Origin of the sequence: Citrobacter sp. CK181, assembly GCF_030333595.1 — a bacterium.
GTDB lineage: Bacteria > Pseudomonadota > Gammaproteobacteria > Enterobacterales > Enterobacteriaceae > Citrobacter_B > Citrobacter_B koseri.
The window spans coordinates 64,984-86,350 of sequence record NZ_JAOWFN010000014.1; the positions used below are offsets into that span (position 1 = coordinate 64,984).

The 21,367-nt window shown below is 53.5% G+C and carries 25 protein-coding genes; 9 read left to right on the forward strand and 16 right to left on the reverse strand.

Annotated elements, in window-relative coordinates:
* Nucleotides 1-102 precede the first annotated feature (102 nt).
* Together OGW17_RS13855 and OGW17_RS13860 are read left to right on the forward strand one after the other, a co-directional pair.
* Nucleotides 103-1,680, forward strand: a complete 1,578-nt coding sequence (locus OGW17_RS13855; RefSeq protein WP_071259571.1) for an ExeA family protein — start codon at nucleotides 103-105, stop codon at nucleotides 1,678-1,680.
* Entirely contained in the window at nucleotides 1,680-2,180 is a 501-nt protein-coding gene (locus OGW17_RS13860; RefSeq protein WP_071259573.1) for a type II secretion system protein GspB, cryptic system variant, read from the forward strand. The genes OGW17_RS13855 and OGW17_RS13860 overlap by 1 nt, the downstream gene beginning before the upstream one ends.
* Before the next feature lie 86 nt (nucleotides 2,181-2,266).
* On the opposite strand, the gene OGW17_RS13865 is transcribed toward OGW17_RS13860, so the two are convergent.
* The 3 genes from OGW17_RS13865 to OGW17_RS13875 form a co-directional block, all read right to left on the reverse strand.
* On the reverse strand, nucleotides 2,267-2,890 hold the full coding sequence (locus tag OGW17_RS13865) for a helix-turn-helix domain-containing protein (RefSeq protein WP_012133085.1): 624 nt from the start codon (nucleotides 2,888-2,890) through the stop codon (nucleotides 2,267-2,269).
* Between the two features lie 293 nt (nucleotides 2,891-3,183).
* Nucleotides 3,184-4,014: an N-acetylmuramoyl-L-alanine amidase gene (locus OGW17_RS13870; RefSeq protein ID WP_071259576.1), complete on the reverse strand. Its 831-nt coding sequence runs from the start codon at nucleotides 4,012-4,014 to the stop codon at nucleotides 3,184-3,186.
* Nucleotides 4,011-4,334 carry a heavy metal-binding domain-containing protein gene (locus OGW17_RS13875; protein WP_012133087.1) on the reverse strand — a complete coding sequence of 108 codons (324 nt, stop codon included), beginning with the start codon at nucleotides 4,332-4,334 and terminating at the stop codon, nucleotides 4,011-4,013. The genes OGW17_RS13870 and OGW17_RS13875 overlap by 4 nt, the downstream gene beginning before the upstream one ends.
* Nucleotides 4,335-4,461: 127 nt before the next feature.
* Here OGW17_RS13875 and OGW17_RS13880 point away from each other — a divergent pair, with 127 nt between their 5' ends.
* From OGW17_RS13880 to artJ, 6 genes are all read left to right on the forward strand, one after another.
* A complete protein-coding gene (locus OGW17_RS13880) occupies nucleotides 4,462-4,977 on the forward strand; it encodes a lipoprotein (RefSeq protein WP_071259579.1) in 516 nt (171 codons plus the stop codon).
* A 392-nt stretch (nucleotides 4,978-5,369) separates the two neighbouring features.
* Nucleotides 5,370-6,098, forward strand: coding sequence for an arginine ABC transporter ATP-binding protein ArtP (gene artP, locus OGW17_RS13885; protein ID WP_024130493.1), 729 nt, complete (start codon nucleotides 5,370-5,372; stop codon nucleotides 6,096-6,098).
* A gap of 17 nt (nucleotides 6,099-6,115) precedes the next feature.
* A complete protein-coding gene (artI, locus tag OGW17_RS13890; RefSeq protein ID WP_024130494.1) occupies nucleotides 6,116-6,847 on the forward strand; it encodes an arginine ABC transporter substrate-binding protein ArtI in 732 nt (243 codons plus the stop codon).
* 6 nt (nucleotides 6,848-6,853) lie between these two features.
* Nucleotides 6,854-7,570: an arginine ABC transporter permease ArtQ gene (artQ, locus tag OGW17_RS13895; protein ID WP_049009773.1), complete on the forward strand. Its 717-nt coding sequence runs from the start codon at nucleotides 6,854-6,856 to the stop codon at nucleotides 7,568-7,570.
* Nucleotides 7,570-8,238, forward strand: a complete 669-nt coding sequence (artM, locus tag OGW17_RS13900) for an arginine ABC transporter permease ArtM (RefSeq protein ID WP_012133092.1) — start codon at nucleotides 7,570-7,572, stop codon at nucleotides 8,236-8,238. The genes artQ and artM overlap by 1 nt, the downstream gene beginning before the upstream one ends.
* A 263-nt stretch (nucleotides 8,239-8,501) precedes the next feature.
* Nucleotides 8,502-9,233, forward strand: coding sequence for an arginine ABC transporter substrate-binding protein ArtJ (gene artJ / locus OGW17_RS13905; protein ID WP_012133094.1), 732 nt, complete (start codon nucleotides 8,502-8,504; stop codon nucleotides 9,231-9,233).
* Between the two features lie 37 nt (nucleotides 9,234-9,270).
* Here the strand turns inward: artJ and OGW17_RS13910 are convergent, their stop codons facing one another.
* The 12 genes from OGW17_RS13910 to OGW17_RS13965 all read right to left on the reverse strand — a co-directional run bounded on the left by OGW17_RS13910 (nucleotide 9,271) and on the right by OGW17_RS13965 (nucleotide 20,367).
* On the reverse strand, nucleotides 9,271-10,740 hold the full coding sequence (locus tag OGW17_RS13910; RefSeq protein ID WP_071259582.1) for a sensor histidine kinase: 1,470 nt from the start codon (nucleotides 10,738-10,740) through the stop codon (nucleotides 9,271-9,273).
* Nucleotides 10,724-11,431, reverse strand: coding sequence for a response regulator transcription factor (locus tag OGW17_RS13915; RefSeq protein ID WP_047457883.1), 708 nt, complete (start codon nucleotides 11,429-11,431; stop codon nucleotides 10,724-10,726). Before OGW17_RS13915 ends, OGW17_RS13910 begins: the two co-directional genes overlap by 17 nt.
* A gap of 132 nt (nucleotides 11,432-11,563) precedes the next feature.
* On the reverse strand, nucleotides 11,564-12,694 hold the full coding sequence (gene rlmC / locus OGW17_RS13920) for a 23S rRNA (uracil(747)-C(5))-methyltransferase RlmC (RefSeq protein WP_071259585.1): 1,131 nt from the start codon (nucleotides 12,692-12,694) through the stop codon (nucleotides 11,564-11,566).
* Nucleotides 12,695-12,734: 40 nt separating this feature from the next.
* A complete protein-coding gene (locus OGW17_RS13925; RefSeq protein ID WP_071260108.1) occupies nucleotides 12,735-13,223 on the reverse strand; it encodes a YbjO family protein in 489 nt (162 codons plus the stop codon).
* Between the two features lie 60 nt (nucleotides 13,224-13,283).
* Nucleotides 13,284-14,129, reverse strand: coding sequence for a putrescine ABC transporter permease PotI (potI, locus tag OGW17_RS13930; RefSeq protein ID WP_012133100.1), 846 nt, complete (start codon nucleotides 14,127-14,129; stop codon nucleotides 13,284-13,286).
* Nucleotides 14,126-15,079, reverse strand: coding sequence for a putrescine ABC transporter permease PotH (gene potH, locus OGW17_RS13935; protein WP_047457887.1), 954 nt, complete (start codon nucleotides 15,077-15,079; stop codon nucleotides 14,126-14,128). Before potH ends, potI begins: the two co-directional genes overlap by 4 nt.
* Before the next feature lie 9 nt (nucleotides 15,080-15,088).
* Nucleotides 15,089-16,222: a putrescine ABC transporter ATP-binding subunit PotG gene (gene potG, locus OGW17_RS13940; RefSeq protein WP_012133102.1), complete on the reverse strand. Its 1,134-nt coding sequence runs from the start codon at nucleotides 16,220-16,222 to the stop codon at nucleotides 15,089-15,091.
* Nucleotides 16,223-16,319: 97 nt separating this feature from the next.
* Nucleotides 16,320-17,432, reverse strand: a complete 1,113-nt coding sequence (potF, locus tag OGW17_RS13945) for a spermidine/putrescine ABC transporter substrate-binding protein PotF (protein WP_071259588.1) — start codon at nucleotides 17,430-17,432, stop codon at nucleotides 16,320-16,322.
* Nucleotides 17,433-17,849: 417 nt separating this feature from the next.
* Nucleotides 17,850-18,326: a YbjN domain-containing protein gene (locus OGW17_RS13950; RefSeq protein WP_047457888.1), complete on the reverse strand. Its 477-nt coding sequence runs from the start codon at nucleotides 18,324-18,326 to the stop codon at nucleotides 17,850-17,852.
* Between the two features lie 89 nt (nucleotides 18,327-18,415).
* On the reverse strand, nucleotides 18,416-19,318 hold the full coding sequence (rimK, locus tag OGW17_RS13955) for a 30S ribosomal protein S6--L-glutamate ligase (protein ID WP_024130496.1): 903 nt from the start codon (nucleotides 19,316-19,318) through the stop codon (nucleotides 18,416-18,418).
* Nucleotides 19,319-19,370: 52 nt separating this feature from the next.
* Nucleotides 19,371-20,093: a nitroreductase NfsA gene (gene nfsA / locus OGW17_RS13960; protein ID WP_071259591.1), complete on the reverse strand. Its 723-nt coding sequence runs from the start codon at nucleotides 20,091-20,093 to the stop codon at nucleotides 19,371-19,373.
* Nucleotides 20,077-20,367 (reverse strand): YbjC family protein, encoded by a 291-nt coding sequence (locus OGW17_RS13965; protein WP_049009778.1) that lies wholly within the window; start codon nucleotides 20,365-20,367, stop codon nucleotides 20,077-20,079. Before OGW17_RS13965 ends, nfsA begins: the two co-directional genes overlap by 17 nt.
* A 170-nt stretch (nucleotides 20,368-20,537) precedes the next feature.
* Between OGW17_RS13965 and OGW17_RS13970 the strand changes: the two genes are divergently transcribed.
* Nucleotides 20,538-20,801, forward strand: a complete 264-nt coding sequence (locus OGW17_RS13970) for a GrxA family glutaredoxin (protein WP_024130497.1) — start codon at nucleotides 20,538-20,540, stop codon at nucleotides 20,799-20,801.
* Between the two features lie 30 nt (nucleotides 20,802-20,831).
* Here the strand turns inward: OGW17_RS13970 and OGW17_RS13975 are convergent, their stop codons facing one another.
* The gene (locus OGW17_RS13975) at nucleotides 20,832-21,209 is read right to left on the reverse strand and encodes an inner membrane protein YbjM (RefSeq protein WP_024130498.1); all 378 of its coding nucleotides are present in this window, start codon (nucleotides 21,207-21,209) and stop codon (nucleotides 20,832-20,834) included.
* Between the last annotated feature and the right edge of the window lie 158 nt (nucleotides 21,210-21,367).

A 21,367-nucleotide genomic window follows, 5' to 3' on the forward strand; every position in this document is an offset into this window, starting at 1 on the left:
ATAATCAGAGTAATTTTCTCCTGTCCGGCATTTGCCCGAATAAACCCGCTCAATTATTTTTAGCGCAACGTTTCCAGAAGCCAGAAAGTACAGCGAGACACCATGTATCAGCATCATTTTAAATTTTCCGCTCAGCCGTTTGGCAAACTCACCCGGCGAACGGGGGAGTTTTTCGTTCATTATCATCAGGACATCTTTTCCCTGTTGCAGGAAAAAACCAACGTGCCCGGCATCATCGGTCTGTTTTCTGACGAACCTGAATTAGACAATGCCTTTGTGGAAAAACTGCGTAACGGCGGCACACCTGCGCTGGCCATTAACGCCTTCCCCAAACTGAGCGCCAGTACGCTGCTCTATAAACTGAACCCTGCCGTTAAAGAGGGTAAAAACAAAATTTATGCCATTGATGCCATTTTGCGCCAATGGCATGAGGAAACGCCTTCGCGTAATAAAAAAGGCAAACTGCTGATCCTCTCCACGGCACAAGCCATGAAAGATAATTGTTGGGATGTTCTGGGTATGTTGCTGACGCGGGCGCAAGAGCTGAACTTCCCGCTCACGATTCTTCTGACCGGCTCTCCCGATCAGAAGTCCCGTCTTCTGGATCATTCTGGTTTACAGCCCCGCGTTCATACCTGCCTTGCGCTACGTTCGCTGACCTGCCGTGAATATCTCGACTACGTCGGGACACTGATGGACGAACAAAACGTCGATACCTCGCCACTGACGCCCGCGCGGGTGCGCAGAATGCATGCGCTGACCAAAGGCCGCGTGACCGGACTCAATAAACTGGCGCATCTGGCGCTGCTTGCCGCATGGACCGAGCGGGCGATACAGGTTTCCCCACGCCATTTACGCCTGGCTGCCGGTGAACTCCTGCCGCCCACATCGCGCGGTAAACGCCTGGCAACCGCAGGGCTGTTTGCCTCCGTCCTGTTCGCCTGCTGCGGCTGGTACTTTTCCGGCGCGATCGCGTCTCGCCTGCCGCAACAAGTGCCGGTTCCGGCCAGCTGGAAAAAGATGCTGCCTGAGGCGACTGCGCCTGTTATGCCCACCATTGAAAATGAGGTGGTGAATCAGTCAGACGCCATGCATCAGCTCTATCTTATGTGGGGTTATGATGCTTCCGCGAACGATGCGCTATGCCAGAACGCAGCGCGAGTGAACCTGATGTGTCGTCAGGGGAATACGTCTTTACAGGCGCTGGAACAGGAAGGTTATCCGTGGGCAGGAGAGATCAAAACGGGTAATCACCTGAATTACGCCGTCGTGGCCCACGTTGATAAACAGTCGCTCGATCTTCTGATCAATAACCGAACCTGGCAGGTAAGCAGACACTGGTTTAATCAACACGCCACCGGAAATTACACGCTTTTGCATCGTTTAACGCCGCAAGGGAAAGATGAGATTAGCGCGACCAGCGGCGATAAAGACCTGGCATGGCTGGATCAAACGCTAAGCCAGACGTTGAATGAACCGCTGACCCACTCGCGAAGCTGGACGGCTGAACTGGCAAAACGCACCCGTGAATTTCAGGATAAGGCAGGACTGCATGTCGACGGCATCGCCGGCGAAGAGACGCTGATGCAGTTAATGCGCGCAACCAACAGCGTTCCGGGCGTACTGGCGCAAACACTAAGCCAGAAGCAGGAACATAAAACGCAAGGGAACACGAAATAATGTCCACCATTTGCCTTGCTGCACAGCGCAGTTTCACGACGGGAGAAGCGGTCTATTTTGCCTGGCGCCTTCCGGCGCCCCAAAAAGTGCTGTTCCGCGCCATGATGTGGCTGCTGACCCTCTGCACGTTTATTATTGCCGGCCTGTATGCCCATATTTACTGGAACTGTCAGCATCCGACGCCTGAGCCGAAACCGACAAAAGTGGAAAACCCGGATACCCGGCTTTCTGAGATGCACTATGTTTATATTTCGAAGCCATTCCCGCAGCCAGCCCCCAAACCGGCCCCTGCTCCCCAGGCGTTACCCCCATTGCAGGATGAAGCGCCGGTAAGTCAAGACAGCGACTGGCGGCAAGCGCCAGAAGGCGATCTCTCGGATCGGGCATTGCCCGGCGCGGAAGAACAGACGCCATCGTTGAAAGCGCGTTTCCTGCAAGCGTTACAGGAGCAAAAAGAGGACTATCAGCAGGGAAAAATACCGGAACCGCCCGATGATTGATGACGCAAGAAAACATCATTACGCCTTAATGCGCCCCCCAACGGCCTCCGCTTCATTAGCTGAAGAGGAGACAATGGGAAATGTGATTAATATTTTTCTGGCAAGGTCGTCATCGACATTAATCGGCTTTTCTCAATGACGATATAGTTTCCTTTTTTAAGGTCAGAGAGAATTTTGATGATCGTACTGCGGGCAAAATTCGTATACTCCTGAATATAGTCGTATACATTGATGTCACGGTTATGGTGAATAATCAGCTCATTAATTTCGATTAAAAATTCACGAATAACAGAGTAAGCGCTACGGGCAACCAAAACATCATCACGTTTGCTAAGCAGACAAATATACCATGACAGCACCCTGGTGAGATCTGGCCATAAACTGTGTTCAGTCAACAGGCGCATAAACTCATCTTTTTTGATTGAGCGCACGACGGTATTGGTACGAGCAAGCCCATACATATGCAGAGAACCATAAAATATGGCAGACAGCCCAAAGATACACTGCCCTTGCAGGGTAAACATACATAACTCATCGGAGGTACGGCGAAATTCAACGTCTCCGCTCACGATAATATGAATATATTCCGAGTCACTGGTGGTGATTTTCTGCCATTTTTTTAAGGTTTTTTCTTTATAACCTGACGTTAAAGAAATAATACGTTCCATTTCATGATGCGGACGAATTTTCTTACCGTAAATGCTTAACATATTATGCCTTTCGAAGAATATTGATTTAAATTTAATGACAAGCGACGAGCGATAACCTCAGCTTAATGTCACTCACTGATTCAACCTGGTTAAAAATAAAATTAAGCAAAAAAAAAGATTGTGCGCGCTAAGTTTCACGACTTTTAGCGTATAAGAAATATCTTCCTGATAAAATCAATCATAGATGAGGGGAATTTAAAGTCAATTAACCATAGATTAATTTGATTTTTATCCAAAATGAATCTCGATGAAAATAAACAAGTTAACTGACTTTTATCACGACGTCAGCGCCATTAATTCTGGCCATATTTTTCCAGTAACGCATTAGCAATCGCTTGCGTTTGCGCATCCGCCACCCCGTTCCATAACGCCGGGCGGAAATGCATCTGGAACGCCATGATCACCCGCTGCTGTTCACGCGCGGTCATCTCCGGTTTGACCTCGTAACCATAACGCGAAAGCAAGTCGAGCAATGATGCGGGATCGACTGGCGTATTGGGCGCGCGTCCCGCCAGATAAAACGCCACGCGCTGTTCATCAGGCCAGGCGCCAATGCCCTGCGCCGCCAGATCGCGCCAGGGGAACAGAGGGCCGGGATCGTCTTTACGCTGCGGGGCAATATCCGCATGCGCCACCACGTTTTGCGGCTTAATGTCGTAGCGGGCAATGATCTCTTTCGCCAGTGGGATCAGGGCCTGAATTTGCGCAGGTTCAAACGGGGCGAAGTATTTCATTCCCGCCGACTTTTGCCAGCCGCGATTTTCCAGTTCGATACCAACGGACGTGTCGTTGATGCGCGTTGCGCCGCGCCAGAAGCTGATGCCCGCGTGCCACGCCAGATCGTGCTCTGGCACCAGTTGCCAGATACGCGGCTTGCCACGGTGAAGCGGCGGTACAGCAGGAATTAAATAGTGCGAGCTGACGTTTTTATCCGTTAACGTCGCCAGAGAGGTATCAAAGTCATCTGCCGTGTAGTGGATGACCAGGATTTTGATGCGCGGGTACGCCGCCTGTGCCTGATGACGGGTATCCAGCTGATACCCGTCTTTATCAATAATCCCTTTCTCGCCCGCGCACCCGGTTAACAGAAGCGCGAACGCGACCAGCCAGAGCAGGTGTCTCATCGGCGCGTTTTTACCGCCGTCCCGCTGACGCTCACCATCAGCATACTGCTGTCTTTGCCTACGGTCTCATAGTCAATGTCGATGCCCACAACCGCATCCGCACCCAGCGCTTTCGCCTGTTCGCCCAGTTCCTGAAAAGCGATTTCACGCGCTTTACGCAACTCTTTTTCATAGGAACCCGAACGTCCGCCGACGATATCGCGAATACCCGCGAAGAAGTCACGGAAAATATTGGCGCCCAAAATGGCTTCACCCGTTACCACACCGCAATATTCCACGATGTTCTGCCCTTCCAGCGTCGGGGTTGTCGAAAACTGCATAGCCGATCTCCTTGTTTACCTAAGCACTCGATCTCAAACGCATTATCAGACCGATACGCTATCATTGAAAAGATATAATTGATTATCGTAGATCGCTTTTTGGCAGATCGCTTATAAGGAAATCACTATGCGCTACAGCAAACTCTCTCTGCTCGTCCCTTGCGCACTGCTGCTCAGTGCCTGCACAACCGTCACTCCTGCTTATAAAGACAATGGCCCGCGCAGCGGGTCGTGCATAGAAGGCGGGCCGGACAGCGTGGCTCAACAATTTTATGACTACCGCATTCAAAACCGTACTAACGACATTACCGCCCTTCGCCCTTACTTAAGCGACAACCTGGCAAAACTGCTCTCTGACGCCAGCCGTGATGGCGAACACCGCCAGTTGATAAGCAGCGACCCGTTCTCCAGCCGCACCACCTTCCCGGATAGCGCCAGCGTAGCCAGCGCGTCCACCATTCCTAATCGCGACGCCCGCAACATCCCGCTGCGCGTGGAGCTGAAGCAAGGCGACCAGACCTGGCGCGACGAAGTGCTGATGATCCATGAAGGTCAGTGCTGGGTTATTGATGATGTGCGTTATCTTGGCGGCAGCGTCCACGCGCCAGCCGGTACGCTGCGCCAGTCCGTCGAAAACCGCTGATCACCCGACAAAACGTCGATAAATCATAAGCCCCACAAATTGTCTGGCATTCTGCATAGAATGCCGACAATTATTCTTGCCGCCTACCGCCCCCGCTATTTTGTGCTATGTTTAGTGAAGAATGCGGTTTGCATTTAACTTTTAACGCATAAATATTGCATAACTATTCTGTCAAAGGTACTATCTGCGGCCTCAACATACACAAAATCATTCATGATGCGTCGAGGCGGCAAGTGACTGGAGTGACAAATCTGTCAGGAACAGATTTGAACGTCGCGAGCAACGGTCCGTAAGGGCGAGTCTCAGGGTGAAACGAGTCACTCAGCAGCCAACAAAGAGGCAGCATGAAGGATGACGTGTACAGTTATCAGACTGCCAGCATACGAGAATCAATGAGTATTCAATTAAACGGCATTAATTGCTTCTACGGCGCGCATCAGGCGCTGTTCGATATCACGCTGGATTGCCCTCAGGGCGAAACGCTGGTGTTACTTGGCCCAAGCGGAGCGGGTAAAAGCTCGCTGCTGCGTGTACTCAATCTGCTTGAGATGCCGCGCTCCGGCACGCTCACTATCGCAGGAAATCATTTCGACTTCACGAAAACGCCTTCCGATAAGGCGATTCGTGAATTGCGCCAGAACGTAGGCATGGTTTTTCAGCAATACAATCTCTGGCCGCATCTCACGGTACAACAAAACTTGATTGAAGCGCCCTGCCGCGTGCTGGGCCTGTCAAAAGACCAGGCGCTGGCGCGTGCCGAGAAACTGCTGGAACGTCTGCGTCTGAAACCTTACAGCGATCGCTATCCTCTGCATCTTTCCGGCGGTCAGCAACAGCGTGTGGCTATCGCTCGTGCGTTAATGATGGAGCCGCAGGTGCTGCTGTTTGACGAGCCAACCGCCGCGCTGGACCCGGAAATCACCGCGCAAATCGTCAGTATTATTCGTGAACTGGCGGAAACCAAAATTACCCAGGTGATCGTCACTCACGAAGTAGAAGTGGCGCGTAAAACCGCCAGCCGGGTGATCTATATGGAAAACGGTCACATCGTCGAGCAAGGGGATGCGAGCTGCTTTGCGAACCCGCAGACCGATGCATTTAAAAACTATTTATCTCACTAAGATTCGGGACAATGACAATGAAAAAAGTTCTGATTGCCGCGCTAATTGCAGGCTTTAGCCTTTCCGCTACAGCAGCTCAAACCATCCGTTTCGCCACGGAAGCATCCTACCCTCCGTTCGAATCTATGGATGCCAGTAACAAAATCGTCGGCTTTGACGTCGATCTGGCCAATGCGCTGTGTAAAGAGATTGACGCGACCTGCACCTTTACCAACCAGGCGTTTGACAGCCTGATCCCAAGCCTGAAGTTCCGTCGTTTCGACGCGGTAATGGCCGGTATGGACATCACGCCTGAGCGTGAAAAGCAGGTTCTGTTCACCACGCCTTACTATGACAACTCCGCGCTGTTCATCGGTCAGCAGGGTAAATACACCAGCATCGACCAGCTGAAAGGCAAAAAAGTGGGCGTACAGAATGGCACTACCCACCAGAAGTTCATCATGGATAAGCACCCGGAAATCACCACCGTGCCTTATGACAGCTACCAGAACGCGAAGCTGGATCTGCAAAATGGTCGTATTGACGGCGTGTTCGGCGACACCGCCGTGGTCACTGAATGGCTGAAAGATAATCCGAAGCTGGCGCCGGTTGGCGATAAAGTGACCGACAAAGATTACTTCGGCACCGGCCTCGGCATCGCGGTACGCCAGGGCAACACGGAACTACAGCAGAAATTCAACACTGCGCTGGAAAAAGTGAAGCAAGATGGCACGTACGAAACCATCTACAACAAATGGTTCCAGAAGTAAGACTTGATGAACGAATTTTTTCCTTTAGCAAGCGCCGCCGGGATGACCGTCGGCCTTGCCGTTTGTGCGCTGATCATCGGCCTCGTCCTCGCTATGATTTTTGCCGTCTGGGAGTCCGTAAAATGGCGCCCGATAGCCTGGACAGGTTCCGCACTGGTCACGATTCTGCGCGGCCTGCCGGAAATTCTGGTGGTGCTGTTTATCTATTTCGGTTCCTCTCAGCTTCTGTTGATGCTGTCTGATGGCTTCACCATCAACCTGGGGTTTGTGCAAATCCCGTTGCAGATGCAGATTGAAGACTTCGACGTCAGTCCGTTCCTGTGCGGTGTCATCGCGCTGTCGCTGCTGTATGCGGCATACGCGTCGCAAACGCTGCGCGGCGCGCTGAAAGCGGTTCCGTCTGGACAGTGGGAATCCGGTCAGGCGTTGGGCTTATCGAAAACCGCGATTTTTTTCCGCCTAGTGATGCCGCAAATGTGGCGTCATGCGCTGCCAGGGCTGGGCAACCAGTGGCTGGTATTGCTGAAAGATACCGCGCTGGTTAGCCTTATCAGCGTGAACGATCTGATGCTGCAAACAAAAAGCATCGCCACGCGCACTCAGGAGCCGTTCACCTGGTACATTGTGGCTGCGGCTATCTATCTGGTGATTACGCTGGTGAGTCAGTACATTCTCAAACGCATTGACCTGCGCGCGACACGTTTTGAGCGGAGACCAGGCTGATGTTTGAGTATTTACCTGAACTGATGAAAGGGCTGCACACCAGCCTGACGCTGACGGTTGCGTCTATCATCGTCGCGCTGATCCTGGCGCTGATTTTCACCATCATTCTGACGCTGAAAACGCCGGTGCTGGTATGGCTGGTTCGCGGCTACATTACGCTGTTTACCGGTACGCCGCTGCTGGTGCAAATCTTCCTGATCTACTACGGCCCGGGGCAATTCCCGTCGTTACAGGATTACCCGGTACTCTGGCATCTGCTGTCCGAGCCGTGGCTATGCGCCTTACTTGCCCTGTCGCTCAACAGCGCGGCCTATACCACGCAGCTGTTCTATGGCGCGATTCGCGCGATCCCGGAAGGCCAGTGGCAGTCCTGCGGCGCGCTGGGGATGAGCAAAAAAGATACCCTGGCGATCCTGCTGCCGTACGCGTTTAAACGCGCCCTCTCCTCTTACTCCAATGAGGTGGTGCTGGTCTTCAAGAGTACGTCTCTGGCGTACACCATTACGCTGATGGAAGTGATGGGCCACGGCCAGCTGCTGTACGGTCGTACCTACGATGTGATGGTATTTGGCGCGGCTGGCGTGATTTATCTGATCGTCAACGGTTTGCTAACCTTGCTGATGCGCCTCATCGAGCGTAAAGCGCTGGCGTTTGAGCGCAGGAATTAAGAACATCATATGTAGGCCTGATAAGATGCGTCAGCGTCGCCATCAGGCAATGGCGCAAGCGCCTTATCCAGCCTACAAAATCATCGACATAAATGCATAAAACGAAATCATAAAGACGGACAAGCCACTAAGCTGTCCGTCTTTTTTTATAACAACAAAAATACTTAATCATTTTTATTGCATATAAATTCATTAAATGGCATTGTAAACCCATGCCGCAGACACGGTGAATAATCATAAGATTGACAGACGGGAGTTCCACCATGAAAAAGTTAGTTCTGGCCGCATTACTCGCTACTTTCGCCGCTGGCGCCTCAGCTGCCGATAAAATCAATTTCGGCGTTTCCGCCACTTACCCGCCGTTCGAATCACTGGATGCGAGCAATAAAATCGTCGGTTTCGATATCGATCTGGCGACTGCGTTATGCAAACAAATGCAGGCCGACTGTACTTTTACCAACCATGCGTTTGACAGCCTGATCCCGGCGCTGAAATTCAAAAAATATGACGCGGTTATCTCTGGTATGGATATTACCCCTGAGCGTAGCAAACAGGTGACGTTCACCAGCCCTTACTATGCCAACTCTGCGCTGGTGATTGCGAAAAAAGACAGCTATAAAACCTTTGCCGACCTGAAAGGGAAACGTATCGGCATGGAAAACGGCACCACGCACCAGAAATACCTGCAAGATAAGCATCCTGAAGTGAAAACCGTGGCTTATGACAGCTACCAGAATGCGATTATCGACCTGAAAAATGGCCGTATTGATGGCGTATTCGGCGATACCGCCGTGGTGAATGAGTGGCTGAAAACCAATCCGCAACTGGGCGCGGCAACAGAAAAAGTGACCGATCCGCAATACTTCGGCACCGGCCTTGGCATCGCTGTGCGCCCGGATAATAAAGCGCTGCTGGAAAAACTAAACACCGCGCTGGCGGCAATCAAAGCTGACGGCACTTATCAGAAAATCAGCGATCAGTGGTTCCCGCAGTAATCTTCCTTGCCGGATGGCGCAGCGCCATCCGGCAATTCTATAAGGGCACAAAGAACCTAAAGCGCGCGCCACTCACCGAATCCATCAGCCTGATCCCACCGCCGTGCAGTTCCAGCATCCGTCTTACAATCAGCAGCCCTAACCCTCCGCGATCTTCCCGCGACGCCTGATGCCCCAGCACCGATGGTCGCTGGAACAGTTGTTCACGCAACGCTTCGTCGATACCTGGCCCGCTGTCGCTGACCTCTACCTGTAGCTGCGCCTCCTCCTGCCATACCTTCAACCGGATAGTGCTCCCCTGCGGCGAATGGCGCACGGCGTTATCCAGCAGATTCGTCACTACCCGCTCTATCATCGAGACGTCAGCATTGATAAGCGGCAGGGAATGCGGCATATCGACCTGCAAATGCAACTGCCGGGTCTCTATCGTCAAATCGAATTTTTGCGCTACATCTTGAATTAGCTCACCAATAGCAAAGCGCTCCAGTTGCGGTTTAATGCTGCCATGCTCAAGCCGCGCCAGCTCGAAAAGCTGCTGCGACAGGTGCCGCACCTTGTGCCCCTGACGCAGCGCAGTAGCGAGATATTGCTGCGTTTCCTGCGGCGTCAGCGTAGCGGATTTAAGCGATAGCGTTTCCAGGTAGCCCAGCAATGACGTCAGCGGCGTGCGTAAGTCATGCGATATATTGGCGATAAACTCCCGGCGCTGCCGGTCGCTGTCGGCCAGTTGATCCCACTGACCGGAGATTTTGCACGCCAGCTCGATAAAAGTATTGCGCAGCACCGCAACTTCATCATTCACCGTGGTTTCCGGCTGCTGTGCCGCCAGCTGTTTGATGGCGGTAATGCTGTCCTGCTCCAGCCCGGCAACGTCCATCGTCAGGCGTTTTACCGGGCGCGTCACCCAGTACCAGATCAGTAACCCCGCCAGCAGGCCGAACAGCGCCACCCATAGCAGGGACCACAACACCGTACTCCAGAATGCTTTATGCCAGGCCATTTCTGCCAGCGCATTTGACTCTTCGCCTTGCAGGATGATGTACAAATAGCCTTTAAGCTCACCATCCTGACGTAAAGGGGTAACGCTGAAAACCTTCTGACTCTGACTACGCGGATCGTCGCCATAAACGGGCATCGCTGCGCCGCTGAGAAACGTTTGCAATGGACTAATATCGATCTTTTGCCGCTGGATATGGCCCGGCGGTGCGGCATCGGCCAGCAGTTCGCCGTCAGAGGAGATGACATACAGCTCAACGCTCGGGTTAAAGGTCATCAGGCGGTCAAACAGCGGCTTCAGCACGCTGCGATCAACTCTGCCCTGCGCATCCAGAATGGGTTCACGCTGCACAATCTGTTGCGCCAGCCCGCCGGACAGCCGCTGCACCATCGCGTTGCCGTACTGCATGCTGCTGTAGAGTTGCACCGCGCAGGCAACGGTGGCGCAGAGCATCAGCAGCAGAATGAACAGCAGCGTCAGCCGCTGGCTCAGGCTAAAGCGCCGCATCATGGTTCAGCTCCGCAAATTTATAACCTTTGCCCCAGACGGTACGAATAATCTCCGGTTCAGCGGCATCTTTTTCAATCTTGATACGCAGGCGATTAATGTGGGTGTTGACGGTGTGCTCATACCCTTCGTGCTGATAGCCCCAGACCTGTTCCAGCAGCGCCAGACGCGAAAAGACTTCGCCGGGATGACGGGCAAAGAAGTACAGCAGCTCAAATTCACGCGGCGTGAGATCCACGTCCTGACCGTGCAGGCGCACCGTACGCGCCAGCGGATCAAGCGTCAGGCCATGAGCCTGAATATGCCCGGCAGTCTGTGCCTGCCCCATAGCCTGCTGACGGCGAAACAGCGCTTTGATGCGCGCGATCAGCTCCTGCACCGAGAAGGGTTTTGCCAGGTAATCATCTGCCCCGGTTTCCAGCCCGGTAATGCGATCCGTTTCGCTGCTGCGGGCGCTGATGATAATCACCGGCAGGTAGCGGGTCATCTGACGGATGCGACGACAAATTTCCAGACCGTCAACGTTGGGGAGCATCAGGTCGAGGATCACGGCATCCCAGGGCTGGGTTTCAAGGCACTGTAACGCCTTACCCCCATCCGGTTGGTGAGTAATGGCGTAGCCTTCGTCTTCTAGATTGAGGCGCAGGAGCGCCGCGATGTCGTGGTCATCTTCCACCAGCAGGATCTGCTTCATGGGTAAGCCTTCATTCTCTCAATGCCAATGACTTAAGCTTACCCGATTTCACAGGGGGGAAGAGTTCACATTTTGTTGAACTTTGTGCGGCCGTTGCGCCAGGCGGCGACTTCGCTTTACCCGGCCTACCGGTCAGCGTGCTTTGGTCAACAGCGTTAACACTTCATAATGCGCGGTATGCGGGAACATATCGAAAAGTTGAACACGCTCAATACGGTAGCCCGGCAAGTTGGCAATGTCCTTTGCCATCGTCTGCGCGTTGCAGCTGGAGTAGATGATGTATTCCGGCGCCATCTGGCTAAGATAGTCGCACAGGGCTTTTCCAATGCCGCGACGCGGCGGGTTCACCAGCACCAGTTCCGGCACCTCTCCTTGCGCGGTGGCGAATCGGGTGGAGTCCAGCGCCTGAAAATGAAGATTCGTCAGCCCCAGCTCTGCGGCGGATTGCTTCGCGCAGGCGATTGCCTCTGGTGCGATCTCAATGCCCGTCAACGTCATTTCCGGGGTGGCGCAGTGCAAACCAAATCCCCCGACGCCGCAAAACAGATCCCACATGTGATGAACAGGCAGCTGACGCACCCAGTCACGCGCCGTCGCATACAGACGGCTCGCAACGACCGGGTTGGTCTGGAAAAAGCTCTGCGGACGGATCCACAGCGGCACATCGTTAAAACGTTCTGCCAGCGCCTGCTGCTCCGTCAGGAAGATCTCCGTCTCCCCTTCCATAATCGCCATGTGTACCGGTTGAATATTCGCGGTAATAACCTTCAGCTGCGGTAACTGCGCCTGTAGCCACGGCAGCGCCGCGCGCAGCTGCGCCAGTTTGGTTTCTGAGCGCAGCACGAACCGCAGCATCATGCCGCCATCTAACTGGCTTTCCGTCAGCAGGATGTATTTCAGCTCGCCGCGTTTGCGCGCCACGTTGTAAGGCGTTAACCCGGCACGGGCGATGAACGGCTTCAGCGTGGCAAAAACGGGAGCAAACGTGTCGGGATAGAGCGGACAGTCACTCAAATCCTCCGGGGTGCCATCGCGATGCAACATGCCTAACAGCGGCTTTTCCACGCTGCCGCTGACCACCATTTTGGCTTTATTACGAAAGGCCTGTTCCAGGCCGCTGACCGGCGCACACCACTGTTCAACCGAAAAATCGGCAAGCAGCCCCTTCAGATCGGCGGTTTTGGCGGAGAGTTGATCGCGGATCGGCTGGACTATCCACTGACAGGATCGACAGCGACCGGCGTCGTAGAGTGCGCACTGCATACAAAGACCTTCATATTACCAGGGGCGAGGATTATACACGTTATTGCAAACGGAAGAACCGCCTGCTGCCCGCAGGGATAAAGAGCAGCATCAGAACCAGCATGTCCGGCAATTTCTGCATCACCAGCGTGTGCAAAATTTCGCGTTTCGACTCCCCGGCAATACTGAACAGTTCCGGGTAGCCATAGCCCAGCGACGCCGCCCACAGATAGCCTGTGGCAATAACCTGCGTGAGCAGGTACACCCAGCGTGCCCAGTTGCGCCCTTTCACCAGCGAAAACGCGCAATATATTTCAGTAAAGACCAGCGCCAGGCTGCCTAAAAACACCAGCGTCAGATTCCAGGTTTGCACGCTGCGATGAATAAATTCTCCCATTCCCCGCATGCCGAGCGTGTTAAAAATCATCAGCAAATCGAGGCAGCGGATCAAAATAATCGCGAGCGCCGCCACCTGCACCAGCGTGGGTACATTTAAACGGGCATGTGATGAGGATGATTTCTTAAAAAATCCCAACGAATCGTCTTCCATGAAAACGTTACCGCGTTTGCCCACGGTAACGTGTTGCCAGGTTGGCAGATTTTAGTTTCTTCAGCCGCGTCTTGCACGTTGGATATCACGCATTCGCTGCTTTTCTGCGCGCGCCATCAGATACCAGGCGATAAAACCGACAATGCCTACCACGCCGAGGATAAGGGTCGCCAGCGCGTTAATCTCCGGGTTAACCCCCATACGCACGCTGGAGAAGACCAGCATCGGCAATGTCGTCGCCCCCGGGCCAGAGACAAAACTGGCGATCACCAGATCGTCCAGCGACAGCGTGAAAGCCAGCAGCCATCCAGAGATCACCGCAGGCATGATCATCGGCAGCGTAATCACAAAGAACACTTTTAACGGCGTCGCGCCAAGATCCATCGCCGCCTCTTCAATCGAGCGATCCAGTTCGCGCAGACGCGATGAAATAACCACCGCCACATAGGCCGTACAGAAGGTAACGTGCGCCAGCCAGATTGTCAGCATTCCGCGATCTGCGGGCCAGCCGATAGCATGAGCCAGGGCCACAAACAGCAGCAACAACGACAGTCCGGTAATCACATCCGGCATAACCAGCGGCGCGGTGATCATAAACGCAAAGCCATTCGCTCCACGAAAACGGCCAAAACGCACCATTACCACGGCGGCAATCGTCCCCAGAATAGCCGCCATTGTCGCGGCGCAAGCGGCAATCGTGAGGCTCAGGCCGACGGCGCTTATCATCGCGCTATCCCGGAACAGCTCGCCATACCAGCGCGTAGACCATCCCGCCCAGACGGTCACCAGCTTAGAGCTGTTAAACGAATAGATGACCAGCATCAGCATCGGCGCATACAGGAAGGTAAATCCGAGCACCAGAATAACAATTCGCCAGGGCGAACGAACCACCGGTAAAGTATTCATCCGAGTTCCCCCTCGCTTTTTTGCTGATGCTTATGGAACCAGATAATCGGTACAATCAGCAGTAATAACATGATGATAGCCACCGCAGAGGCCACCGGCCAGTCGCGGTTGTTGAAGAACTCCTGCCACAGTACGCGGCCGATCATAATGCTGTCTGGCCCGCCGAGCAGTTCCGGGATCACAAATTCCCCCACCGCCGGAATAAACACCAGCATCGATCCGGCGATAATGCCCCCTTTCGTTAACGGCACAATGACGCTAAAGAAGGTTTTCAGCGGACGCGCGCCCAGATCCAGCGAGGCCTCCACCAGCGAATAGTCAATGCGCGTCAGCGCGATATAAATCGGCAGCACCATAAACGGCAGATAGGCGTAGACAATACCGATATACACCGCCAGATTGGTATGCAAAATCGTCAGGGGATGATCGATAACCCCCAGCCACATCAGGAAGTTGTTCAGCACGCCGTTATTTTTCAGAATCCCCATCCAGGCGTAAACGCGGATCAAAAACGAGGTCCAGGACGGCAGGATCACCAGCAACAGCAGAATATTACGCGTCGACGGCCTGCTGTGCGCCACCGCCCAGGCCAGCGGATACCCCAGCAGCAAACAGCAAAGAGTCGAAACGCCCGCCACCTGCAAAGACTGCAAATAAGCGTCAAAATAGAGCGGATCGTCCGTCAGTTGCAGGAAGTTTCCCAGATTGAGGGTCAGGGATAGCTGCCCGTCGGCCCACGCCACCAGATCGGTATAGGGCGGGATCGCCCGCGCCATCTCCGCCAGGCTGATTTTAAACACAATCAGAAACGGCAGCAGAAAAAGCAGGATCAGCCAAAGGTACGGCACCGCGATGACCAGCTTACGCCCATGCTTCATTTGCATCCGCGCCAGCCACAGCGTCAGGCCGCCGGGCTTTTTATCGCGAGCCGGAGGTTCAAGTGTACTCATTTTCGCTCCTTAAACCGTCAACACCACACAACTGTCCGCATCCCAACATAAACGCACTTCATCGCCCCAGGTCGGCAACCCTTTGCGATAGCGATGCGCGTTCTGTAACTGAGCGCTCAACATCTGGCCGCTTTTCAACCGCACATGGTAAATCGACAAATCGCCGAGGTAGGCGATATGCACCACTTCACCCACGGCAAAGTTGTAGCCGTCTTCTGGCGGCGCGTCGCACAGCATGATTTTTTCCGGGCGCAGCGCAACATACACCGGAACGTTATCGACAACGGACGCATCCGCATCCACCTTCAGAGGATGCACCAGCCCCGGCGAATCAATGACCAGCCCATCATCCTGACGTTCCTTCAGCAAGCCTTCAAAGACATTCACAGAACCGATAAATTCCGCGCTGTAGCGGGTGGTCGGATGTTCATAAATCTCTTCCGGCTCGCCAATCTGCACGAATTTCCCACGGTTCATGATCGCAATTCGCCCGGCCATCGTCATCGCCTCTTCCTGATCGTGCGTCACCATCACGCAGGTCGCGCCAACGCGCTCAAGAATATCGACGACTTCCAGCTGCATCCGGTCGCGCAGCTTTTTATCCAGCGCGCCCATCGGCTCGTCGAGCAGCAACAGCTTCGGGCGTTTCGCCAGGCTACGCGCCAGCGCCACACGCTGACGCTGGCCGCCGGAAAGCTGATGAGGCTTACGTTTAGCGAACTCCTGCATATGCACCAGCCCCAGCATTTCGTTCACGCGCGCGGTGATTTCCGCCTTCGACAGCTTGTCCTGCTTCAGCCCAAACGCAATGTTTTGCTCCACCGTCATATGGGGGAACAGCGCATAGGACTGAAACATCATATTGATAGGGCGCAGATAAGGCGGGACATGCGCCAGATCGACGCCATCGAGCATGATTTGCCCGGCAGAGGGTTGTTCAAATCCGGCCAGCATACGCAGCAGCGTGGATTTCCCGCAGCCCGATGCGCCAAGCAGCGCAAATATTTCGCCTTTATAGATGGTGAGGCTGACATCATCCACGGCGTGTTGACCATCAAATGATTTTGTCAGGTTGCGGATTTCAAGAAGCGGCGTCAGCGCTTTACGGGTTTTCGCCTGTGGGCGGGGGGTCGCGTCGTTCACGGGGTGCTCTCCGGCATAAACAAAAATCAGTGCAAACGCACCATAAAAGTGCGCATTGCCCGGTAAACCTCACCGGGCAACGTTCTGATACAGCGGCTTATTTACCGCTTTTCACCTTCGTCCAGGCACGCGTACGCACACGGTCGATCTTCGGTTCCTGCACTTTCAGCGTGAACATTTTCGCTCGCACATCCGCAGGCGGATAAATGCCCGGGTTGTCACGCACTTCAGCGCTGACCAGCGCCGTCGCTTCTTTGTTGGCGTTGGCGTAGAACACATGGTCGGAAATGTGGGCGATCACGTCCGGGCGCAGCAGATAGTTGAGGAACTGATAAGCCTCTTCTTTGTTTTTCGCATCAGCAGGCATCGCGAACACATCAAAGAACGCCATCGCCCCCTCTTTCGGAATGGAGAAGGAGATATTCACGCCGTTTTTCGCTTCTTTCGCGCGGTTAGCCGCCTGCCATACGTCCCCTGCCCAGCCAATCGCCACGCAGGTATCGCCGTTCGCCAGATCGTTTATGTATTGAGACGAGTGGAAATAACGAATATTCGGGCGCAGCTTCAGCAGCAGATCGGTCGCAGGCCCCGTGTAGTCATCCGCTTTGGTGCTGTTGGGATCTTTCCCCAGGTAGTTCAGCACGGTCGCGAACACCTCTTCAGGCGCATCAAGGAAGGAGACGCCGCAGCTTTTAAGTTTTTCCAGATTTTCAGGTTTCAGCACCAGATCCCAGCTATCGACCGGTGCGTCAGCCCCCAGCACCGCTTTGACTTTATCGATGTTATAACCGATACCGGTAGTCGCCCACATATACGGCATCGCATATTTGTTGTCAGGATCGTGCTTCGCTACCAGCGTCAGCAGCTCTGGATCGAGGTTTTTCCAGCCAGGTAGTTTGCTTTTATCCAGCGGCTGGAATACGCCCGCAGTGAGCTGGCGTTCCAGAAAACTGGCCGACGGGACAACCAGGTCAAAACCGGTGCTCCCGGCCATGAGTTTCCCTTCCAGTACCTCGTTGGAGTCGAAGACGTCATAGACCACTTTGATACCGGTCTCTTTTTCAAAGTTCGCGACCGTATCCGGGGCGATATAATCAGACCAGTTATAGATATGCAGTGTTTTTTGTTCAGCGGCGAGCGTGCTGGCAGAGACGGCCATCAGAGCACCCGCAACCAGACCCGATAGCCATTTTTTATTTAAGGCGGTCATAATCTCTTTCCTTCTGAAAGTTCGTTAACAAACGAACCAAAAAAGTTGCATTCTAAGATATGCAAGAAACGTGCATATTTTGTCACTCGACACAGTTACAGAAGAGAGGGCTCTCTCCCTGCCGTCATTGCTCGCCATAAATACACAAAATCATTCAGGAGGTTGTCTGAAGGATGACGTGTAAAAGCTTCGCAAGAATAACTTTAGCCAGGGTTCGAGGCTATAGCTCAGATTAAAAAACGCCTTTTATCAATTTTTTATGCAGGTTTTGTCTATGTGATAAAGCGAAACAGGCGGAAAGGAGGTGAATTATTCTTTAAAGAAAGGTTAAAGGCAGAATAAAAAAATGCAAACAGCAGCCGCTCTGGCAGCGACTGCGTTATACGCGTCATTCTTCAGGTTGCATGTGCGCAGATTTCAGTGAAGAAAATGATTTTCAGCGCTACTTTTTTGCGCGTCTTCTTCTGCGCTGAACAGCAGCTGATGCGCTCCGGCTTCCAGAATCACCATAGAAATCTGCTCTTCGCTCTGACGAACAAACCACTCGAACTGTTCATACGTCACGCCCCGCATAACGGATAAAGACTGGCAAACCACCAGTTTTGGCAGATTATCATCCTGCATATCCAGGAACGCTTTCACCGTTAACGAGCTGGCGTTAATTGCCGACAGATCGGCAGCCAGCGGCAGCAGCGCAGAGGGTCTTACCTCCGCCATTGCGGAAAACAGCACCGTGTTATCCACCAGGTCGATTTTCGCATCGTAAATGCCGTCAAAATTTTGCATATGGGGCAAATGCAGCGCCTGACAGGTATCACATTCAAAAAAACTCATGCCCAGGTCGTCGAGCCATTGACGCAACGTATCCAGAGTAGGAACGACCAGTGATGTCATAATAATGTGCTACCTCTTACGATAAAAAATTACCGGCACAGCTTACGCAAAAAGACCGCGTCATACCACGATCGGGAACGATATTGCGATTAACCGCCCGTTTTAAGGCAAAATTCGGGGGTGGCGTGACGCTCGATCCACTGGATCATTCGCCCGGCGATATCCACACCCGTCGTTTTTTCTACCCCTTCCAGACCCGGAGAGGCGTTCACTTCCATGACCAGCGGCCCACGCTCCGCGCGCAGAATATCGACGCCAGCGACATCCAGCCCCATCGTCTGCGCCGCTTTTATCGCGATCTCTCGTTCACGCGGCGTGATACTGGCGATACTCGCCATACCGCCGCGATGAAGGTTGGAGCGAAAATCGCCCTCTTTTGCCCGCCGCTCAATGGCCGCCACCACTTCGTCGCCCACGACCAGACAACGGATGTCACGCCCTCTGGCCTCTTTGATGTACTCCTGCACCAGAATGTGCGCATTGAGGCCACGAAACGCATCAATCACGCTCTCTGCGGCTTGCCGGGTTTCCGCCAGCACCACGCCAATGCCCTGCGTACCTTCCACCAGTTTTACCACCAGCGGCGCGCCGCCGACCATGTCGATCAGATCGCTGGTGTCATCCGGCGAATGCGCAATGCCAGTAACGGGCAAGTCAATTCCCTGCCGGGCCAGTAACTGTAGCGAACGCAGTTTATCGCGCGCGCGGGTAATCGCCACGGATTCGTTCAGCGGATAGCTACCCAGCATTTCGAACTGACGCAGCGCCGCTGTACCGTAAAACGTGATGGCGGAGCCAATACGGGGGATGACGGCATCAAAATGCGGCAACTGGCGGCCTTTATAGTGAATAGAAGAGGCCGCCGGGCTGATGTTCATATAGCAGGAAAGCGGATCGAGTATTTCGACCAGATGGCCGCGCTTCATCGCCGCTTCGCGCAGGCGTTTACAAGAATAGAGCGTTCCGTCCCGGGACAATATGGCAATTTTCACCCTGCACCTCTCTAAAAGACCTGGTAAAAGCCTGCGTATCATACACCGGGTGTTAGCGCGTCGCCCAACCCTGTTTATGCAAATAGTCCAGAATAAACGGGCGATTCTCTTTGATGATGGTACGACGGATATGATCGCTCCAGGTATCGCGGCGCGTATTGCTGTCGCGGGTCAGGTAATACTCCGCGATCTGCTCATCATATTGCGCCAGCAGCGCGGCATCCACAGGCTGATAGTGATTTTCATGCACCACCAGTTCTGCGGGCAGGCGCGGCTTAACGCCAGGGTTATCCGCAGGCCAGCCGAGGCACAGCCCAAACAGCGGCAGGACATATTTCGGTAATTTCAGCTGTTCCGTAACCGCTTCAATATGATTGCGGATACCGCCGATGTAGACGCCGCCCAGCCCCAGGGATTCGGCAGCGGTCAGCGCATTTTGCCCCATCATCGCCGTATCGACCGTGCCCAGCAGCAGTTGTTCCGCCAGCCCGAGCTGCGCGTCCGGGCAAATCTGTAAGTGACGATTAAAATCAGCGCAGAAAACCCAGAATTCCGCGGCCTGCGCAACGTGCTTTTGCCCGCCCGTCAGGGGCACCAGCGCTTCGCGCATGGCTTTATCGGTAATGCGGATAATGGAACTGCACTGTAAAAAACTGGAGCTTGAGGTTCCCCGCGCGGCAGCAATAATCGACTCACGCTGCGCATCGGAAATCGGCTCATCGGTGAAATGACGAATAGAACGGTGACCACGGATTAAATCAATGGTTGGAGTCATGCGGTTTTTCTCTTGCTGAACGGGAAGAAGAATCGGGTGAGCGCGTCATCAGTTGCGGCGCAATAAGCTGCGCGATCCGCCACATCAGCGCCACCGCAGCGGGAAGCATAAGCAGGATACCGAGAAATATCATCACCGTTACCGCCAGCGGGCTGTTCATCGGCGCGGGTAATGTGAGGTACTGATTGAGCGACAGCAACGCCGCTGCCAGCAAAACCATACCGAGAATTTCCAGAATCAACACGCTTTTGGGTAAAGCGCCAATCGAGCGCATAAGGGCCTCCCGGATAACGGATGCTCAGTGTAACGCGTTCAGGTTTATCGTGTTTAACAGATATAGCCTATAGGTATCAAAGCAACAGGCGCAACCTGCTTTTCAGACGCGTCGTTTAACGGCATCATAGCCGCCATTCGTCACAAGGCTATGAGTTCGAGGAAAAAACAATGTTTACCGTTATTTTTGGTCGCCCAGGGTGCCCGTATTGCGTGCGTGCGAAAGAGTTAGCAGAAAAACTGAGCACTGAGCGCGATGATTTTAACTATCGCTATATTGATATTCATGCTGAAGGCATTACCAAAGCGGATCTGGAAAAAACCGTGGGTAAACCGGTAGAGACCGTACCGCAGATTTTTGTCGATCAGAAACACATCGGCGGTTACACCGATTTTGAGGCTTGGGCAAAAGAGAATCTGAACCTGTTCGCCTGATCGCTGCTTTACGCCCTCTCCCGGAGGGCGTTATCGGTTCTTTTTACGCCGCTGACTAAACAGGCTGCTGATAAATAAAAAGCAAAGCGCGCCGAGCGCACACCAGAACACCGCACTGAACAACCACGCCAGTTCTTGCCATACGGAGCGCGTAGGCATAAAAACAAATCGCATCAGGACCAGACAACATGGTGCGGCCAGCATGGCGCCGATAAGAGGTTTAATGACTTCTCTGCGATGGGAAAAAAAACTGGCCACCGCGCCAGGTAACGTAAAAAACAACAGCCCAATCTCAGGATGCCCGGCAACCCGAAATGCCCCTTTCATATGCATCGTTAATGAAAGGCACACCACAATAAAGAGTACAAAGCAGCAGATTGCACCCGCCCAACCTTGTTTATGTTTCAATCGTTCCTCCTGACACTATCTCTATCGAACACTTTTTTCGCCCGAAGGCGTCCAGTCAGATAAAGTCGTTCGGCATTCCATGCCAAAAACACACCCACACGATTCTTATAGCCGTTGATACGTAATGAGATTAAACTAGCGAATTAAATTGTTGTGCT

Bases quoted from the DNA above. Each gene is read 5' to 3' on its own strand.
- artI (WP_024130494.1), top strand. From the start codon at position 6,116: ATGAAAAAAGTTCTGATTGCCGCGCTAATTGCAGGCTTTAGCCTTTCC.
- potH (WP_047457887.1), bottom strand. From the start codon at position 15,079: ATGAGTACACTTGAACCTCCGGCTCGCGATAAAAAGCCCGGCGGCCTG.
- rlmC (WP_071259585.1), bottom strand. From the start codon at position 12,694: ATGCAGTGCGCACTCTACGACGCCGGTCGCTGTCGATCCTGTCAGTGG.
- OGW17_RS13965 (WP_049009778.1), bottom strand. From the start codon at position 20,367: ATGCGCTCGATTGGCGCTTTACCCAAAAGCGTGTTGATTCTGGAAATT.
- potI (WP_012133100.1), bottom strand. From the start codon at position 14,129: ATGAATACTTTACCGGTGGTTCGTTCGCCCTGGCGAATTGTTATTCTG.
- potF (WP_071259588.1), bottom strand. From the start codon at position 17,432: ATGACCGCCTTAAATAAAAAATGGCTATCGGGTCTGGTTGCGGGTGCT.
- artP (WP_024130493.1), top strand. From the start codon at position 5,370: ATGAGTATTCAATTAAACGGCATTAATTGCTTCTACGGCGCGCATCAG.
- OGW17_RS13880 (WP_071259579.1), top strand. From the start codon at position 4,462: ATGCGCTACAGCAAACTCTCTCTGCTCGTCCCTTGCGCACTGCTGCTC.
- OGW17_RS13870 (WP_071259576.1), bottom strand. From the start codon at position 4,014: ATGAGACACCTGCTCTGGCTGGTCGCGTTCGCGCTTCTGTTAACCGGG.
- OGW17_RS13875 (WP_012133087.1), bottom strand. From the start codon at position 4,334: ATGCAGTTTTCGACAACCCCGACGCTGGAAGGGCAGAACATCGTGGAA.
- OGW17_RS13860 (WP_071259573.1), top strand. From the start codon at position 1,680: ATGTCCACCATTTGCCTTGCTGCACAGCGCAGTTTCACGACGGGAGAA.
- OGW17_RS13910 (WP_071259582.1), bottom strand. From the start codon at position 10,740: ATGATGCGGCGCTTTAGCCTGAGCCAGCGGCTGACGCTGCTGTTCATT.
- OGW17_RS13915 (WP_047457883.1), bottom strand. From the start codon at position 11,431: ATGAAGCAGATCCTGCTGGTGGAAGATGACCACGACATCGCGGCGCTC.
- OGW17_RS13950 (WP_047457888.1), bottom strand. From the start codon at position 18,326: ATGACATCACTGGTCGTTCCTACTCTGGATACGTTGCGTCAATGGCTC.
- OGW17_RS13865 (WP_012133085.1), bottom strand. From the start codon at position 2,890: ATGTTAAGCATTTACGGTAAGAAAATTCGTCCGCATCATGAAATGGAA.
- OGW17_RS13970 (WP_024130497.1), top strand. From the start codon at position 20,538: ATGTTTACCGTTATTTTTGGTCGCCCAGGGTGCCCGTATTGCGTGCGT.
- nfsA (WP_071259591.1), bottom strand. From the start codon at position 20,093: ATGACTCCAACCATTGATTTAATCCGTGGTCACCGTTCTATTCGTCAT.
- OGW17_RS13855 (WP_071259571.1), top strand. From the start codon at position 103: ATGTATCAGCATCATTTTAAATTTTCCGCTCAGCCGTTTGGCAAACTC.
- artM (WP_012133092.1), top strand. From the start codon at position 7,570: ATGTTTGAGTATTTACCTGAACTGATGAAAGGGCTGCACACCAGCCTG.
- OGW17_RS13925 (WP_071260108.1), bottom strand. From the start codon at position 13,223: ATGGAAGACGATTCGTTGGGATTTTTTAAGAAATCATCCTCATCACAT.
- artJ (WP_012133094.1), top strand. From the start codon at position 8,502: ATGAAAAAGTTAGTTCTGGCCGCATTACTCGCTACTTTCGCCGCTGGC.
- artQ (WP_049009773.1), top strand. From the start codon at position 6,854: ATGAACGAATTTTTTCCTTTAGCAAGCGCCGCCGGGATGACCGTCGGC.